Below are 16070 nucleotides of genomic sequence, written 5' to 3' on the forward strand. Positions count from 1 at the left end.
AAATTCTCCAGAATGCGTTCGCCCGTCGATATCTGGAGTGACATCGCTCTGGAGAAAGGATTTCACGGAAATAAGTTCGGCTGGAGCCGCCATTTGCGCCCGCCAATCGCTCTTTTGCAGGAACCTGGAAGCTCGCCAGCGGTTAAGGAGACTAGCCGCCCGATATGAGTTGCCGAGGCCGAGCGCCTACCCGAGAAGCCGTCGGGCACGATCAGGGGACAATCGGGGGCTGTCAGTTCGCAAGAGGAGCAAAAAGATGCTCGATCTTTCCCGCGCACGCAACCGAATGGTCGAAATCCATCTCAGCCGCCGTGGCATCCATGACCGCGAGGTGCTGGAAGCGATGCGCGAGGTTCCGCGCGAGGCATTCGTCGCTCCCGGCTTTGAAGAATTCGCCTATGAGGACGGGCCGCTGCCGATTGCCGAGGGTCAGACGATATCGCAGCCCTACATCGTAGCCTTGATGATCGAGATGGCGGAAATCGGACCGGGCGACCATGTCCTCGAGGTTGGCACCGGTTCGGGCTACGCGGCTGCCGTGATGAGCCGGCTCGTCGAACGCGTCTACACGATCGAGCGCCACGCCGGGTTGGCCGAAACGGCGAGACAGCGGTTCCAAGAGCTTGGCTACGACAATATCGAAGTCCGCACCGGCGATGGCACCAAAGGCTGGCCCGACGCGGCGCCCTTCGACACCATTCTGGTCGCCGCCGGCGGACCCGGTGCGCCGCTTGCGCTTCAGGAACAGCTCGACGTCGGCGGCAGGCTCGTCATCCCGGTCGGCGACGATCCGCATGATCAGCGCCTTCTCAAGGTCACCCGAACCGGCGCTGCGACTTACAGCGAGGAGGATTTCGGCGGCGTGCGGTTTGTCCCGCTCATCGGCGAGCAGGGCTGGCCCGAGAGCGGCAACCGTATCGCGAATGATCGTCCGTCCGGACGCGCACGCACGCGCAGCCTGCCCGAGATGATCGCGGCGGCGGCCGAACCGCTGCCGGACTTCGACGATCCGGCGTTCGGCGCATTGTTCGACCGGTTTGGCGACCGGCGCGTCGTCCTGCTCGGTGAAGCGAGCCACGGCACGTCGGAGTTCTACCGGGCCCGCGCCGCGATCACCCGCAGGCTCATCGAGAAGCACGGCTTCACCATCGTCGCCGTCGAGGCCGACTGGCCTGATGCAGCGGCGATCGATCGCTACGTCCGCCATCGGCCGCCACGCGCCAACGCCGATCCGCCGTTCCAGCGGTTTCCCACCTGGATGTGGCGCAACACCGACGTTGCGGCGTTCGTCGACTGGATGCGACATCACAATGAACGCATCAGGCTATCGTCCCGACTGGCGGGGTTCTATGGCCTCGACATCTACAATATGAGCGGATCGATCGCCGCGGTTCTACAATATCTCGATCGGGTCGATCCGCAGGCAGCAAAGATCGCGCGTGAACGCTATGGCTGCCTGACGCCTTGGCAACATGAACCATCCACCTACGGCCGTGTCGCACTCACATCGGGTTTCGAGAAATGCGAGCAGGCCGTGCTCGAACAATGCCGCGAACTGCTTGCCAGGCAGCTCGACTATGCCCAGCAGGACGACGTCGATTTCATGGATGCGACCCAGAATGCCCGGCTGATCGCTTCCGCGGAACGCTACTACCGGATCATGTATTATGGCGGCGCGCAGTCCTGGAATTTACGCGACACCCATATGTTCGAGACGCTCGAGCATCTGCTGGAAGCTCGCGGGCCGAACGCCAAGGCGGTCGTGTGGGCGCATAATTCCCATATCGGCGATGCCCGCTACACCGAAATGGGGAATGTCAGGGACGAAGTGAATATCGGCCAGTTCTGCCGCCAGCGCTTCGGCGACGAGGCAGCCTTGATCGGGCTCGGCACGCATTCCGGGACAGTCGCCGCGGCCTCCGACTGGGACAGCGAGATGGAAATCAAGCGGGTGCGGCCTTCCCATAGCGATAGTTACGAGCGGCTTTGCCATGATAGCGGCGTCTCGCGTTTCCTGCTCGATATCAAGCGCGACGATACGTTGCGCGAGCGGCTTCTGGAGCGTCGGCTGGAGCGCTTCATCGGCGTGATCTATCGGCCGGAAACCGAACTGCGCAGCCATTACGCGGATGCCTCTCTTGCCCAGCAGTTTGACGCGTTCGTCTGGTTTGACGAAACCGTCGCGGTGACGCCGCTTGGGCCGGAGCATGTCGGAACCGGCGTTCCCGACACCTATCCGTTCGGGCTTTAGCCGCCTCTCGGACAAGGCCGCGTCGAGGTGAGTTTCGGCGGAACATTCATCGCGCCGTGCTGTTTCTAGTGCATGTCGCCCAAAAGTGCGCAGCGGTTTTGGGACAACGACATGCATAAAAACAAAGATTTAAAGCGCGTCGATTGAATCCGTTTCAACGCGATGCGCTTTAGAACAGGAACCCTTTTCGAAGGAGCTATGCCATGAGCGGAACCAAACATCCAAAGTGGAAAAAACCGAGCGATGCCGATCTGAGGAACAATCCCGGTATCGGGAGCTCCAAAGGCACGATCAAGGAAGGCGACGAAGTCTTGCTCGAAGGCGAAAACACCATCGAAGGCGACGTCGAGAACGACACCAACGCCCTTGGCGGCATCAATCCAAGGCAAAAGATGCGGACGAACAAGTAGCGCCGCTGCGCATCCCTGCGCGTTGTTCACTCCCCAGCAAAAAACGTCGCGGCAGCGGCAATTGAGACCAGGCTTAGCATCGCCAGGCCTGCCCTGGCGATGTGCGAGGCTTCCCAAACGTCGCGCAGGTCTGTCCAGTCGCCGCTTTGCTTCCGACGGAGCATTGAAAAAAACGTCGCGGCTGGCTTAGAGACAGCGACATCCTGCACCCAGAAATTGTTGACGGGATGCGTGACCAGCCAATAGACCGCATGTTCCGCCACGAGGAAGACAAGGGCCGCCAAGGTCCACCAGAATCTAGCGCCAGGATAAGGCGTGAGGTAAAGCAGGGTGGCGAGTGCAACGATGCCGCCGATCTCGGCAAACCCGCCGATCGTGAAACCGGGATAGTAGATGGTCTGCACAGATTTGTAGGTGGCCTCCTTGAGGCGCAACTTGCCGGGCAACTCCAAAGCGTGCGCAAGCGACAGCGCCATCGTGGTTGCGACCAGAAGAAGGGTGACAATCATGAACGCGCGCATGCTGTTCCTCCCTGAACCGTCTTGGCAATACGCGGCGTACATAGCGTGCTCGCCGACACGGTAAAGGTGACGAAGGTGGAGCCGCCGCTCCATTATTCAACGCCGCTGGCATAGAGCCCCACCGCCAAGGCATGGAACCATCGTTCGGCGCGATGGTTGTCACCCTGGATGATCCTCCTCCGAGCAAATGGAAGGAGACACATGCCGCTGTGAACGACCCACGTCTAGGCCGGGGTCGACAGCGAGAAACGAGCTATTCATTGGCGCCGGAGCTGTTGAGTGGAAACACATTGGCGCCGAGGAGATGTGAAGCAAGCTTCGGGGAGTCTCCGATGACCGATCCTGATCCAGACCCGAACAATCCCGTGCCGATACCGGATAATCCCAATCCTGAGCCGGCCCGGCCGCCTGCTCCGCCGGAGACTCCGCCTGGTGAGCCTCCGGGCGTTCCTCCGCCTTCGCCTGATCCCGTTCCCAGCCCCGAAAGGCAGCCCGTCGAAATTCCTCCCGATATACCACCGGAGATCCCCACGGAACCGACCTTCCCGGGTCCGACCGCCAGGGCATTGGACCCGGAGCATTGGACCCAGGAGTAAAAACCCGGCGGTAGAACGACGCCGTCGCCGGCCATTCCGGTTTTGGTCATTCCCCGATTTGGCTGGTCGAACGTTCGTTGAGCGTCGCGCCGGTTTGCGCATCGATCGCCGCCAGGCTGACCTCATAGCCCCACAGGGTCCGGATATGGCGCAGCGTCGCGTCGCGACCGCCCTCCTCCAGCATGATGCCGTTCTTCACCTTGTGCTCCAGTCGCAACTGCCGGTCGCCGAGCAGATCGACATCCACAACCTGGATATCCGGCCGGCTCGCGCCGATGTCGTAGCTCTGGGCGAGCCCGGCGCGTATCTTTTCGTAGCCACGCTCATTGTGTATCGACGCGACTTCGTAATGCGGCTCGCTGGCGGCGTCGGCGAGGACAAAGAACCGCCATTTCCGCATCAGAGCGGGGCTCAGATACTGGCGGATGAAAGATTCGTCGCGATGGTTCGCCCACGCGTCGAGCAGGGTTTCGCGCCAATCGCCGTTGCCGGCGATATCGGGGAACCAGTCACGATCCTCGGCAGTCGGCTCGGTCGCTATGCGCTGGATGTCCTGCATCATGTCGAGGCCCAACGCATAAGGATTGATGCCGGAAAACCGCGGGTCGTCGAAGCCCGGCTGAAAGATCACGTTCGAATGGTTGCGCAGGATTTCCAGCATCGCGCCTTCGCTGATCAGGCCACGATCGAACAGCATGTTCATCAGCGTGTAGTGCACGAAGGTGGCGCAGCCTTCGTTCATCACCTGCGTTTGCCGCTGCGGATAAAAGTATTGCGCGACGACGCGGACGATCCTGACGATTTCACGCTGCCAGGGCTCCAGGACCAGGCTGTTTTTTTCCAGGAAGTAAAGCAGGTTCTCCTCGGGCAACTTGAGCGTTTTCTTTCGCTCCGCGATGTCGGAATTCTTTTCCCCAACATTGTCTCCACCCTTCGAAGGCGGCAGCGTGCGCCACAGATCGTTGTAAGAACGCTCTTCGTACTCCAGGCGCTCACGAACGCCTACACGCTGCCGCTCCGACGACAGCTTCGGCGGCCGGCGATATCTGAAGACCCCCTGTTCCATCAGCGCGTGGGCCGCATCGAGGATCGCCTCCACCGCGGCAACGCCGTGCCGCTCCTCGCAACGGGCAATGTAACCCTTGGCAAAGTCCAGATAACTCAGGATCGCGCTGGCGTCCGTCCATTGCCGGAACAGATGATTGTTCTTGAAAAAATGATTATGGCCAAGCGCTGCATGAGCTGTCACCAGGGCCTGCAGGGCCATGGTGTTTTCCTCCATCAGGTAGACGATGCAAGGATTGGAATTGATCACCAGCTCATAGGCGAGCCCCCGCCCGCCCTTGCGGTAGAGCAATTCCTGGTAGAGAAAATGCTTGCCGAAGGACCAGTGGCGATACATCAGCGGCATGCCGACCGAGGAATAGGCGTCGAGCATCTGCTGGGACGAGATGATCTCCATCTGCACCGGATAGATGTCGAGATGAAGCTCTTCGATGGCGATCGCCTCGATCGCTTCGTAGGCGCGCGACAGTGTCTTGAAATCCCAGTCGGACCCCGAAAAGAGCAAACCTGATTTGCTGGTTTGGCCTGGTTTGCCGGTTTGGCCTGATTTGCTGGTTTGGCCCGACTTGCTGGTCTGGCCCGACTTGATGGTCTGGTTCGCCATCGGCTCCCCTCAAGCGCTTTTCTGCAAGACCGGCTGCCTGGCAAAGAGCTGGCGAAAGACCGGATAGATGTCGGCTGCGTTGGCGATACGGCTCATCTGGAAATTCGGCCATCGCTGGTTGACAACGCTGTAGGCGCGCCAGAGCGAGGTTCCATTGTCGGTGGTGCCGAAAATATGGCTCTCACGTTCGTCGATGATCTCGACATAGGCGAAATACTGGCACAGGCGCATGATCTGGCCGTCCATCAGGCCGATGCAGCGCTCAGAATCGGTGACGAAATTGTCGCCGTCCGACGCCTGGGCGGCATAGATGTTCCACTCGTTGCTGGGATAGCGTTGCGCGATGATGCGGTGCATTTCCTCGAGTGCCGTGGAAACAACCGTGCCGCCGCTTTGCGTATTGTAGAAGAAGGTTTCCTCGTCCACCTCCTGCGCCTCGTGCGTATGGCGGATGAAGACGATTTCGGTGCGGTCGTAGCGCCGTTTCAGGAACAGGTGCAGCAGCACGAAGAAGCGCTTGGCCAGATCCTTCTCGCGTTCGCCCATCGAGCCGGATACGTCCATGAGACAGAACATGACCGCATTGGCGTTCGGTACGGGCTGGGCGTCGAAACGGTTGAAGCGGATGTCGACGGGATCGACATAGGCGATCCGCTTGCGGCGGCGCTCAAGTCGCTCAAGCTCCTCCCGCAGCGCTGCAATGCGCTGGCGTGCCGGCGCCGCGATCTGCGGCTCGGCCTCCAGCATTGCGAGTTGCTCCGCAATCGCATCGAGTTCCTCCTGCTTGGGGCGCCTTAGCGCAATCCGGCGACCATGGCTGTTTCGCATCGTGCGCCCGACATTGATGTTGGTCGGCGAACCGGTCGCCGCGAACCCGGCGCGGCGCGGTTTGAAGGATAGTATCTCCTTGAGGTTGAGCTTGACCATGTCGGGAAGTTCGAGATCCTCGAAAAAGAGGTCGAGCACCTCCTCGCGCGAGAGCACGAAACGAAAATCGTCCTCCGAGACCGTTTTCCCGGGAGATGAGCCGCCGCCGCCCTGGCCGGGCTTCGGAACCCGGTCGCCCGGGGCGAAATGCTTGTTGCCCGGCAGGATGTGCTGCCGCCTGCCGCTGTCCTTGGCATCGCTGAAGCTCGGCTCTGCTGTGCCCCTCGCCGGCATCGAGACGGTGTGCTCGCTGTCGACATCGGCGATCTTGCCGGTACGGATCCGATCCCGGATGCTTCGCTTCAGCTCTTCGCGCGCACGCTTCAGGAAGCGCTGGCGGTTGCCGAGGCTCTTGTCCTTTGGGTTCAGTCGGCGATCGACAAAGATCGGCATGGAACCATCCCGGCCGGACTCAGCCCGCCTTGTTCACCCGCATGTACCAGTCCACCAGCCGGCGGACCTGGCGTTCGGTGTAACCGCGTCCGACCATCCGATGCACGAACTCGGTATGCCGCTTCTCCGTTACGCTGTCCTGCTTGGAGCCGAAGCTGATCACCGGGAGCAGATCCTCGACCTGGCCGAACATCCGCTTCTCGATAACTTCGCGCAGCTTTTCATAGCTCGTCCACGACGGGTTGCGGCCATGGTTCCTCGCCCTTGCGCGCAACGTGAACTTCACGACCTCGTTGCGGAAGTCCTTGGGGTTGGCAATGCCGGCCGGCTTTTCGACTTGCGACAGTTCGTTGTCCAGCACCTCGCGATTGAGGATCTGGCCGGTATCGGGGTCTTTGTAGTCCTGGTCCTCGATCCAGGCATCGGCATAGGCGATGTAGCGGTCGAACAGGTTCTGGCCGTATTCGCTGTAGGACTCCAGATAGGCCTTCTGAATTTCATGGCCGATGAACTCGGCATAGCGCGTGGCCAGTTCCGACTTTATGAAGTCGAGATAGGCGGCTTCCGTTTCCTTGGGGAACTGCTCGCGCTTGATCGCCTCCTCCAGAATGTACATCAGGTGCACGGGATCGGCGGCCACTTCCTTGGTGTCGTAGTTGAAGGTCTGCGACAGGATCTTGAAGGCAAAGCGCGTGCTGACGCCGGTCATGCCTTCATCGACCCCGGCGGCATCGCGGTATTCCTGAACCGACTTCGCCTTGGGATCTATGTCCTTGAGGTTCTCGCCGTCATAAACGCGCATCTTGGTGTAGAGCGGCGAATTGTCGTGCTCGGCCAGACGGGTCGAAACGGTGAACCGGCTGAGAATGTCGAGAACCTCCGGTGCACAGGAACTGGAGGCCAATTCGCTTTCGCGCAGCAGCTTTTCGTAGATCTGCCTTTCTTCGGTGACCCGCAGGCAATACGGCACCTTGACCACCAGGATACGGTCGAGGAATGCCTCGTTGTTCTTGTTGTTCTTGAACTGCAGCCATTCCGATTCGTTGGAGTGGGCTACGACGATGCCCTGATACGGGAAAGATCCGAAGTTTTCCGTACCGTTGTAGCTGCCTTCCTGGGTAGCGGTCAGCAACGGATGCAGGACCTTGATCGGCGCTTTGAACATCTCGACGAACTCGAGCAGCCCCTGCGTGGTCCGGTTCAGGCCGCCGCTGTAGGAATAGGCGTCCGGATCGGATTGGCTGAAATGCTCGAGCTGTCTTATGTCGACCTTGCCGACCAGGGCCGAAACGTCCTGGTTGTTCTCATCGCCTGGCTCGGTCTTGGAGATGCCTATCTGGCGTAGCCGCGAAGGCATGAGCTTGACGACGCTGAACTTGGAGATGTCGCCGGACAGTTCGTCGAGGCGCTTGGCCGCCCATGGCGAGATAAGACCGTTCAGCCGGCGCCGCGCGATGCCGTATTTGTCCTCCAAAAGGTCGCCCATGCGGTCAGGATTGAAAAGCCCGAGCGGCGATTCGAAAACCGGACTGATCTGGTCGCCGACCTTCAGCGTATAGATCGGACGCTCCTCCATCAGCTTCTTCAGCCGTTCGGCGAGCGAGGACTTGCCGCCGCCGACAGGGCCAAGCAGATAGAGAATCTGCTTGCGCTCCTCGAGCCCCTGAGAGGCATAGCGGAAATAGCCGGCTATGCGCTCGATCGTGTCCTCCATGCCATAGAACTCGGCGAAGGTGGGATAGACCTTGATTGTCCTGTTCGAGAAAATGCGGCCGAGCCGCTCATCCATGCTGGTGTCGATCAGGGTGGGCTCGCCGATCGCCTCGACCATCCGCTCGGGCGCCGAAGCATACATCGATTTATCCTCGCGGCAGGCAAGGAGATATTGCTGGATGCTTATCTCCTCCTGCGCCGCATTGGTGTAAATCTCCGAAAACAGATCGAAGACGTCGGAGTGGTTCTCGCGCATGGTATTCCTCGCCCCGGCCGGTCTGGTTGCTGTCGCCTCTTCACTCAACTGTCGGAAAGCCTTTGTGGTTCCCTATTACACGTAGTGCGTCTGCGACCGGATGTTAGGGGTCCAGACAGATATCGTGAACGCCTGGAAGTCAGCCAGCGAATGGCTCGCACAATGGAACGTTTCCGAGGGAAGTCCATTCTTCCACCAGCGCTTGCCGAGCGCAACAGCCCGCTGGGTACAAGTTGCCTTTCTGAAGCAATAAACCGCCCGCGCTCAGCAGTTGCCCGCGCTCAACGGTTGCCCGCGCTCAACAGTTGCCCGCGCTCAGCAGTTGCCCGCGTTCAGCAGTTGCCCGCGTTCAGCACTTGAATGGCGAATCACTGGCCATTCGGCGAAGAGAGCTGCACTGCGGTGTCCAACCCTGCACCGGGAGCAACGGTTTCGCTCCTGATAGGTAACGAGGGAAAGGAGATGTTCCATGTTCGAGAACAGCATGTGGTTGATCGTCGTTGCTGGAGGCCCGCTACTGCTGGCAATCCTGCTCGCCTACGCACTCCTTACGTGGCGACGCCGGGGGCCTGCAGAGCGCAGAGAAAGCGATCGGGCCACCGAGCGACTGTATCGCGAGGAAAACGGCCCGGGCAGAGGCGGTAAAACAACGTAAAACACGTCGCATGAAGTCGGTCGAACGCGACTCGCTTTAGACTCCATCACTTTCGGGCCAAAGCGCCCGGATCTGCTTCGGCAACGCGTCCCGCACCTTGGCCGACTGGCCGAGGTCGACATGCCTGGCGAGTACCTTGAACACGGATCTCAAGCCGGTTGCGCTCATCGTCGCCTCCTCTGGGCAATCCAACACCCGCCCAAAATGCCCGTCATGACGCGCAAACGGCGATCGAGCGCAATTGTTTCGTCACTCGTTGAAAATTGTCCAAGAGGTCTTTACGCGTACAGTTACGAACGGGCACCCCAAGGAGGCGGCCATGAAGAGCGATACCGAATATCTACGTCTCGCCGTGGAGATCGCCACCGAGAGCCGGGCGAGTGGCAATCATCCTTTCGGGGCGCTCCTGGTCGGGCCGGAAGGCGACGTGCTGCTTTCGTCGGGCAACACCTACGCGCGGGATCGCGGCGTTGGCCACGCAGAGGCAAACGTGGCCCGCGCGGCTGCGCAGCAATACGACCCGACCTTTCTCGAGCGATGCACGCTGGTGACCTCGGTCGAGCCGTGCTGCATGTGCGCCGGGGCCTGTTACTGGGCCGGCATCGGCACCGTGGTCTACGGACTCAGCGAAAGGCGGCTGGCCGAGCTGACCGGAGACAATTCGGAGAATCTGACCCTCGATCTGAGCTGTCATCAGGTGTTCGCCGCCGGACGGCGCCATGTAGCAATCCGTGGCCCATTCCCTGAACTCGAAGAACAGATCGTAACCGACCACAAGGATTTCTGGTGACAGAACCAGTCATAAAAGGACTGCTGTCGGTGAAGAATCCGTAGCCTCTGCGGCGCCACGAGCTCCGGCCACTTCTGGCCCAAAGGTTTCACACGCGAGGCCCGCGTCTTGTTGCAGAAAGCCATCGACTCGCGCGCAAAACCGCCGACACGCAAAACCGTCCACTGACTCGACCGACACGTTCATTCCACCAGTTCGAACGCTCAGTTGCCCGGAACCTTCCGCCCCTCTCGCCGGTTTACCGCGGAGGGGTTGCAAATGGGTCGATATTTCAGCCTGTCAGCTGCGTCATTATTGCTCGCGAGCGGCTCTGCCGGCGCCCAGACGAGCACTCAGTCGGCACTTGAGTCCGCGGGAGCGGAAGCGCAGCAGGTAGAAATGCTGTTTTGGGTCATGCTAAGCGGCGGCGCCGTCATCTGGCTGGGCGTGGTCGGCCTGCTTCTTCATTCAGCCCTCGTCAATCGCCGCAGGCTGGCCGAAAAGTCTGCCAGCAGCATCATCCTTTGGGGCGGCGTAGTCTTCCCCTCGGTCACGCTTTGTGCGCTGCTCGCCTATGCGCTGTGGCTGATGCCTGGCCTTCGGCCCTTCGCCCAGGCGAGCCCCGCCGCCCTGCGGATCGAAGTCACCGGCAGGCAGTTCTGGTGGGAAGTTGTCTATCACCCTCCTCTGGGACCGCCGGTCGCGTCTGCCAACGAGATCAGGCTGCCGGTCGGCGAGCGGGTCGAATTGACCCTGAAAAGCGCCGATGTGATCCATTCCTTCTGGATCCCACCGCTCGGCGGCAAGATGGACATGATCCCCGGCCGCACCAACAGGCTTTCGATCATGGCCACCAAAGCTGGTCTATTCCGCGGCCCGTGCGCGGAATATTGCGGCACGTCTCACGCGCTGATGGCGCTCTCGGCCGTCGCCATGGCGCCCGAAGCCTTCCGGTCCTGGCTTGCCGCCCAGGCAATTCCCGCGGAAGGGGCCGGCGCAAGCGGCGGCGCGCTGTTCCTGCGCCATGGCTGCGGGTCCTGCCATGTCGTCGCGGGCACCGATGCGCGCGGCCTGATCGGCCCGGATCTTTCGCATATCGGTTCCCGCGCCACCGTCGCAGCCGGAATCCTGCCCAACACCGAAGACGCCGTCGCCAGCTTCATCGCCCGGCCCGAGCTGATCAAGCCCGGCTCCAGGATGCCGGCCTTCGACATGTTGCCGCCGGACGACATTCGCGCCATAGCCGCCTGGCTGAGAGGCCTGCGATGAGCGCTGCGGTCAAGGAGCGTTCGCCGGAAGAATACAAGGCGCAGGAACAGCGGCTGCGCGCTGTGTGGGCCAATCCGACCGGTTGGCGCTACTGGACCTCGGTGAACAATTACCAGATCGGCCTCTGGTACGGCTCGGCCGCCTTCGCCTTCATGCTGTTTGCCGGCGTGCTCGCGCTGCTGATGCGACTGCAGCTCGCCGTGCCCGACAACGACTTCCTCTCGGCCGATTTATTCAACCAGGCTTTCACCCTGCACGGCACGGTGATGATGTTCCTGTTCGCGGTGCCGATCTTCGAGGCGGTCGCGATCTTCCTGCTGCCGCCGATGCTGGGCGCCCGCGAAATGCCGTTTCCGCGCCTCGGAGCCTTCAGTTTTTGGAGCTTTTTGCTCGGCGGTATCTTCGTCTGCGGCTCGATCTTCTTCAATGCGGCGCCGTCGGCAGGCTGGTTCATGTATCCGCCGCTCGCCACCGACAAGGAGTTCTCCGGCATTGGCGCCGACATCTGGCTGCTCGGCCTTTCCTTCATCGAAGTCGCCTCGATCGCGGCCGCCGTCGAGCTCATCGTCGGCATCATGAAATGCCGCGCGCCGGGCATGCGCATCAATCTGATGCCGCTCTTCGCCTGGTACCTGCTGATCGTTGCCGGAATGATCCTGTTCGCCTTCCCGCCGCTGATCGCCGGCGACCTCCTGTTCGAGATGGAACGGATGTTCGATTGGCCGTTCTTCGACGCAGCGCGCGGCGGCGACCCGCTGCTGTGGCAGCATCTGTTCTGGATATTCGGCCATCCGGAAGTCTACATCATCTTCCTGCCGGCGATCGCGCTGATGGCCATGATCGTGCCGACTTTTTCCCAGCGTCCGATCGTCGGTTACTCCTGGATCGTGCTCGCGGCAGTGGGGACAGGGTTCCTTTCCTTCGGCCTGTGGGTGCACCATATGTTTGCCACAGGCCTGCCGCAGATCTCGCTGGCCTTCTTCTCGGCGGCCTCCGAGGCGGTGGCGATCCCGACGGGCGTGCAGATCTTCGTCTTCATCGCCACCATGCTGGCCGGCCGGGTGATCTTCTCGACCCCGATGCTGTTCGGCACCGGAGGGCTGGCCATCTTCGTCATTGGTGGCCTGACGGGCGTCATGGTGGCGCTCGCACCCTTCGACTGGCAGGCCCACGACACGTATTTTGTCGTTGCGCATCTCCATTATGTGCTGATCGGCGGCATGCTTTTCCCGGTCGTGGCCGGGCTCTATTACTATTACCCGCTGATCGACGCGAAGAAGCTCTCAGACGGGTTGGGGCGGCTCGCCTTCTGGCTGATGTTCTGCGGCTTCAACATTGCCTTTTTCCCCATGCATCTGAGCGGCTTGCGCGGCATGCCCCGTCGCGTCTTCACCTATCCAGCCGAAATCGGCTGGGACTGGCTGAACCTGATCTCGACGGCCGGAGCCTTCATTTTCGCCGCGGGCGTGCTGGTGGTCGTCTTCGACGTGCTCAGGCCAAAGCACCGGCAGCCGCGCGGCGAATTCAACCCGTGGAATGCCGGCACGCTGGAATGGATTTCCGAGCCGGAGGAGAACTGGGGCGTCCGCTCGATACCCATCGTGCGCAGCCGCTACCCCTTGTGGGACCAGAAGGACCTTGCCCGCAAAGTCAATGAAGGCCGCTATTATCTGCCCGACGCGGAAGAGGGATGGCGCGAGGGACTGGTCACCACCGTGCTCGACGCCGAACCCGTCCAGGTGCTGCGGGTCGGCGGCACCTCCCATGTCACCATCGTCTCGGCTCTTTCGCTCGGAGGCGCCTTCATCGCGCTTACCTTCCACTGGTGGATCGCGACGGCGCTGGCCGCAATCATCTGCTTTTGCGCAGTCATCTACTGGCTCTGGACGGGCACTGGCGAAATCCCCGAGAAGCCGGAAAAGGATGTCGGCCTGGGCCTCAGCCTGCCGCTTTATGCCTCCGGCTCCGATTCGGTCGGCTGGTGGGCGATGTTCATCACCATGGTGGGCGATGGCACCGCGTTCGCCAGCCTCGTCTTCGGCTATTTCTTCTACTGGACGATCCATGCCAACTTCACCGCGGGGATTGCCGGGCCCGATGCGGTCTGGTCGCTGGTCGCTGCCAGCCTGTTCGCTGCGGCGTGGGGCCTGATGGTGGCGGCACGCACGGTCAACAGGCGCGGCGCTACGGCCACTATGCGCGGCTTGCTGGTGCTGTCCCTGCTAACGACTGTTGCTGCGTCCGCCACAGGCCTGGCCGCGCCATTGTCTCCAGGCATGGACCCGACGCGCCACGTCTATCCCGCAATCGTCTGGATCCTGGTGATCTGGGTGCTCGCCCATGCAGCGCTCGGCACAGTCATGCAGGCCTATTGCCTGGCCCGCTCGCTGGCCGGCCGACTGACGCCGAAGCATGACCTGGATCTAGGCAATGTGGTGCTCTACTGGCATTTCCTGCTGATTGCCGCCGTCACCACCTTCGCCATCATCGGCCTCTTTCCGGCAGCGATGTGAGGCGCCGATGTGGCTTGTCCCAAAACAGATCGAGACACTGTGGACGCTGTTCACTGCGCCGGTGGTGTGGGCTGCGCATTTCCTTGTTTGCTACATCGGCGCAGCGATCTATTGCGCCAAGCCCGAGCTTGTCGGGCTGAGTTTCAGCGCTGTGCGCGCCGGCATCGCCGCCGCCACCGTGATCGCCCTCTCGCTGATCGCGCTGTCAGCATGGCTCGCCTGGCGGCAATGGGGCTTCGGCACAGACGATCCGCCGCACGACGATCCGACGAGACGCGACCGGACCCTGTTCCAGGGCTTTGCGACGCTGCTGCTCTCGGGTCTCAGCTTCATCGCCGTGATCTTCACCGCGATGCCTGCATTGTTCCTGACGGAGTGTATCCGGTGAGACGCGCCTGCCTCATCCTCGGCATCCTCGTCCTTGCCCTGGTCTGGCTCGGGCCGCTGCTCGATGGCTTGCGGGATTCGTTTTCGGCGCACATGCTGGCGCATATGGGAGTGGTGGCGATCGCCGCGCCGCTGATGGCGATTGGGGTCCCGCTCGGCCCGACACCAGGTGCGAGCCGGGCGTTCACCCTCGCCCTCCCCGCCTCCCTCGTCGAACTCATCGTCGTCTGGTCCTGGCACGCACCGGCCTTGCGGGCTCTGGCGCAAAGCTCGCTGTTTGTCACCGCTGTCGAGCAGGTCACGTTCCTTGCCGCCGGGCTGTTCCTGTGGCTGGCCTGCCTGCCGCGCCGCGGCTCGGACACCACAGGCTATGCCGCCGGCGCCTTCGCCCTGCTTCTGACGTCCATCCACATGACCTTGCTCGGCGCGCTGCTGGCGCTGACCCCGCGGCCGCTTTATGGGACCGGCGAGACAAGCTGCTTCGGCATCGCGCTTTCCGCCCAGCAGGATCAGGAACTTGGCGGCGTCATCATGCTTCTGGTCGGCGCCGCGGTCTACCTGGCCGGCGGCGTGACGCTTTTCGCGCGCATCCTCGCCACACCACCGCGGAAGACGGTCTGATGCATATCAGCTGGAAGAAGCTCGCCATAGCGCTTACCATTCTGCCCTTCGTCGTGGTGCTGGGGGCCTGGATCGGCTTTTTCAATGTCGGTGCCTCGAGCGGCCACTGGAAGATCACGGAATGGTTCCTCCATTTCGCCATGCGATCGGCTGTGCGCACCTATGCCCTGGCGGTCGACGCTCCAGAGGCTCTGCCGCGCCATGCGATTCAGCCGGCCGCCGGGCATTTCGCACGCGGCTGCGCCATCTGTCACGGCGCGCCGGGCGAGCCGCGATCTCCTGTCGTCATGAGAATACTGCCGCAGCCGCCTGACCTTGCCGGGGCCGTCGGCGAATGGTCGGACGCGGAGCTTTTTCGTATCGTCAAGCACGGCGTGCGTTTCACCGGCATGCCGGCCTGGCCGACGCAGGAACGCGACGACGAGGTCTGGGCGATGGTCGCCTTCCTGCGCGAACTGCCGTCGCTGGACGAGGCCGCCTATCGCGATCTCGCCTATGGCGAAAGGCTTGCGCCTCCCGCAGGCGCTGCCGAAACCCTGCCGCAAGCGCTGGCGGATTGCGCCCGCTGCCACGGCGAGGACGGTTTTGGACGCGGTCCCGCGATACCCGTTCTGGCCGGGCAGAGCGAGGCGTATCTGCTTGAAAGCCTGCGTGCCTATGCCGAGGAAGGCCGGGCAAGTGGGTTGATGAGCCTGCCCGCCATTGCGGCAGGGCCTCAACTCTGGCCGGACCTGGCCAGGCATTTCGCTGCCCTGCCGGCGATGCACCCCGGCGGCGGCGGCGATCCAGCACTTGTCCGGCGCGGCAAGGAAATCGCCGAGAGCGGCGTCAGGCAGGCCAATGTGCCCGCCTGTCTCGGCTGTCACGGAAGACAGGACCGCAGCCCGCTCTATCCCTCGATCGCCGGCCAGCCGGCGCCCTACATCGAGACGCAGCTTGGGTTGTTCAGGGCGGGAAAGCGGGGTGGAACGCGCTTCGGCCATCTCATGGCAAATGCCGCGAAGGGTCTGACGGACGACGACGTCCGCGCGCTTGCGGCCTACTTCTCCCGATCGGCCGCTGCGTCGGCAACCGCAACGCGATAAGCGCGTTTGCGTTCTTTCGACGTTTTTCGAGGTTC

General features: G+C 62.0%; 14 protein-coding genes. 9 read left to right on the top strand and 5 right to left on the bottom strand.

The features are described 5' to 3' along the window. Positions 1-256 precede the first annotated feature (256 nt). Together AC0L2V_RS19130 and AC0L2V_RS19135 are read left to right on the top strand one after the other, a co-directional pair. Complete coding sequence (locus AC0L2V_RS19130; protein ID WP_473513360.1) at positions 257-2251, top strand: protein-L-isoaspartate(D-aspartate) O-methyltransferase; 1995 nt, start codon at positions 257-259, stop codon at positions 2249-2251. A 203-nt stretch (positions 2252-2454) separates the two neighbouring features. Then, positions 2455-2661, top strand: coding sequence for a hypothetical protein (locus AC0L2V_RS19135; RefSeq protein WP_292549974.1), 207 nt, complete (start codon positions 2455-2457; stop codon positions 2659-2661). Between the two features lie 26 nt (positions 2662-2687). Here AC0L2V_RS19135 and AC0L2V_RS19140 read toward each other — a convergent pair whose 3' ends face one another. The 4 genes from AC0L2V_RS19140 to AC0L2V_RS19155 all read right to left on the bottom strand — a co-directional run bounded on the left by AC0L2V_RS19140 (position 2688) and on the right by AC0L2V_RS19155 (position 8736). Beyond that, positions 2688-3182: a DUF1772 domain-containing protein gene (locus AC0L2V_RS19140; protein WP_473513362.1), complete on the bottom strand. Its 495-nt coding sequence runs from the start codon at positions 3180-3182 to the stop codon at positions 2688-2690. 642 nt (positions 3183-3824) lie between these two features. Continuing rightward, the gene (locus AC0L2V_RS19145) at positions 3825-5447 is read right to left on the bottom strand and encodes a SpoVR family protein (protein WP_473513364.1); all 1623 of its coding nucleotides are present in this window, start codon (positions 5445-5447) and stop codon (positions 3825-3827) included. A gap of 9 nt (positions 5448-5456) precedes the next feature. Beyond that, positions 5457-6767 carry a YeaH/YhbH family protein gene (locus tag AC0L2V_RS19150; RefSeq protein WP_473513365.1) on the bottom strand — a complete coding sequence of 437 codons (1311 nt, stop codon included), beginning with the start codon at positions 6765-6767 and terminating at the stop codon, positions 5457-5459. A 19-nt stretch (positions 6768-6786) separates the two neighbouring features. After that, a complete protein-coding gene (locus AC0L2V_RS19155; RefSeq protein WP_027151391.1) occupies positions 6787-8736 on the bottom strand; it encodes a PrkA family serine protein kinase in 1950 nt (649 codons plus the stop codon). Positions 8737-9205: 469 nt separating this feature from the next. On the opposite strand from AC0L2V_RS19155, the gene AC0L2V_RS19160 reads away from it, so the two are divergent. Next, a complete protein-coding gene (locus tag AC0L2V_RS19160; protein WP_091596600.1) occupies positions 9206-9391 on the top strand; it encodes a hypothetical protein in 186 nt (61 codons plus the stop codon). A 36-nt stretch (positions 9392-9427) separates the two neighbouring features. On the opposite strand, the gene AC0L2V_RS19165 is transcribed toward AC0L2V_RS19160, so the two are convergent. Then, positions 9428-9559, bottom strand: a complete 132-nt coding sequence (locus AC0L2V_RS19165) for a hypothetical protein (RefSeq protein ID WP_473513369.1) — start codon at positions 9557-9559, stop codon at positions 9428-9430. A gap of 151 nt (positions 9560-9710) precedes the next feature. Here AC0L2V_RS19165 and AC0L2V_RS19170 point away from each other — a divergent pair, with 151 nt between their 5' ends. The 6 genes from AC0L2V_RS19170 to AC0L2V_RS19195 all read left to right on the top strand — a co-directional run bounded on the left by AC0L2V_RS19170 (position 9711) and on the right by AC0L2V_RS19195 (position 16035). Then, positions 9711-10181 carry a nucleoside deaminase gene (locus AC0L2V_RS19170; RefSeq protein WP_473513370.1) on the top strand — a complete coding sequence of 157 codons (471 nt, stop codon included), beginning with the start codon at positions 9711-9713 and terminating at the stop codon, positions 10179-10181. Positions 10182-10559: 378 nt separating this feature from the next. Continuing rightward, positions 10560-11429, top strand: a complete 870-nt coding sequence (locus AC0L2V_RS19175; RefSeq protein ID WP_473520912.1) for a cytochrome c oxidase subunit II — start codon at positions 10560-10562, stop codon at positions 11427-11429. Continuing rightward, positions 11426-13942 (top strand): cytochrome c oxidase subunit I, encoded by a 2517-nt coding sequence (gene ctaD / locus AC0L2V_RS19180; protein ID WP_473513374.1) that lies wholly within the window; start codon positions 11426-11428, stop codon positions 13940-13942. Before AC0L2V_RS19175 ends, ctaD begins: the two co-directional genes overlap by 4 nt. A 7-nt stretch (positions 13943-13949) precedes the next feature. Next, positions 13950-14330 (top strand): hypothetical protein, encoded by a 381-nt coding sequence (locus AC0L2V_RS19185; protein WP_128166553.1) that lies wholly within the window; start codon positions 13950-13952, stop codon positions 14328-14330. After that, positions 14327-14950 carry a cytochrome c oxidase assembly protein gene (locus AC0L2V_RS19190; protein ID WP_023797787.1) on the top strand — a complete coding sequence of 208 codons (624 nt, stop codon included), beginning with the start codon at positions 14327-14329 and terminating at the stop codon, positions 14948-14950. The genes AC0L2V_RS19185 and AC0L2V_RS19190 overlap by 4 nt, the downstream gene beginning before the upstream one ends. Beyond that, the gene (locus tag AC0L2V_RS19195; RefSeq protein WP_473513376.1) at positions 14950-16035 is read left to right on the top strand and encodes a c-type cytochrome; all 1086 of its coding nucleotides are present in this window, start codon (positions 14950-14952) and stop codon (positions 16033-16035) included. The genes AC0L2V_RS19190 and AC0L2V_RS19195 overlap by 1 nt, the downstream gene beginning before the upstream one ends. Positions 16036-16070: the final 35 nt, after the last annotated feature.

This window comes from Mesorhizobium sp. WSM4814 (assembly GCF_055811595.1).

Bases quoted from the DNA above. Each gene is read 5' to 3' on its own strand.
- AC0L2V_RS19130 (WP_473513360.1), top strand. From the start codon at position 257: ATGCTCGATCTTTCCCGCGCACGCAACCGAATGGTCGAAATCCATCTC.
- AC0L2V_RS19135 (WP_292549974.1), top strand. From the start codon at position 2,455: ATGAGCGGAACCAAACATCCAAAGTGGAAAAAACCGAGCGATGCCGAT.
- AC0L2V_RS19140 (WP_473513362.1), bottom strand. From the start codon at position 3,182: ATGCGCGCGTTCATGATTGTCACCCTTCTTCTGGTCGCAACCACGATG.
- AC0L2V_RS19145 (WP_473513364.1), bottom strand. From the start codon at position 5,447: ATGGCGAACCAGACCATCAAGTCGGGCCAGACCAGCAAGTCGGGCCAA.
- AC0L2V_RS19150 (WP_473513365.1), bottom strand. From the start codon at position 6,767: ATGCCGATCTTTGTCGATCGCCGACTGAACCCAAAGGACAAGAGCCTC.
- AC0L2V_RS19155 (WP_027151391.1), bottom strand. From the start codon at position 8,736: ATGCGCGAGAACCACTCCGACGTCTTCGATCTGTTTTCGGAGATTTAC.
- AC0L2V_RS19160 (WP_091596600.1), top strand. From the start codon at position 9,206: ATGTTCGAGAACAGCATGTGGTTGATCGTCGTTGCTGGAGGCCCGCTA.
- AC0L2V_RS19165 (WP_473513369.1), bottom strand. From the start codon at position 9,559: ATGAGCGCAACCGGCTTGAGATCCGTGTTCAAGGTACTCGCCAGGCAT.
- AC0L2V_RS19170 (WP_473513370.1), top strand. From the start codon at position 9,711: ATGAAGAGCGATACCGAATATCTACGTCTCGCCGTGGAGATCGCCACC.
- AC0L2V_RS19175 (WP_473520912.1), top strand. From the start codon at position 10,560: ATGCTGTTTTGGGTCATGCTAAGCGGCGGCGCCGTCATCTGGCTGGGC.
- ctaD (WP_473513374.1), top strand. From the start codon at position 11,426: ATGAGCGCTGCGGTCAAGGAGCGTTCGCCGGAAGAATACAAGGCGCAG.
- AC0L2V_RS19185 (WP_128166553.1), top strand. From the start codon at position 13,950: ATGTGGCTTGTCCCAAAACAGATCGAGACACTGTGGACGCTGTTCACT.
- AC0L2V_RS19195 (WP_473513376.1), top strand. From the start codon at position 14,950: ATGCATATCAGCTGGAAGAAGCTCGCCATAGCGCTTACCATTCTGCCC.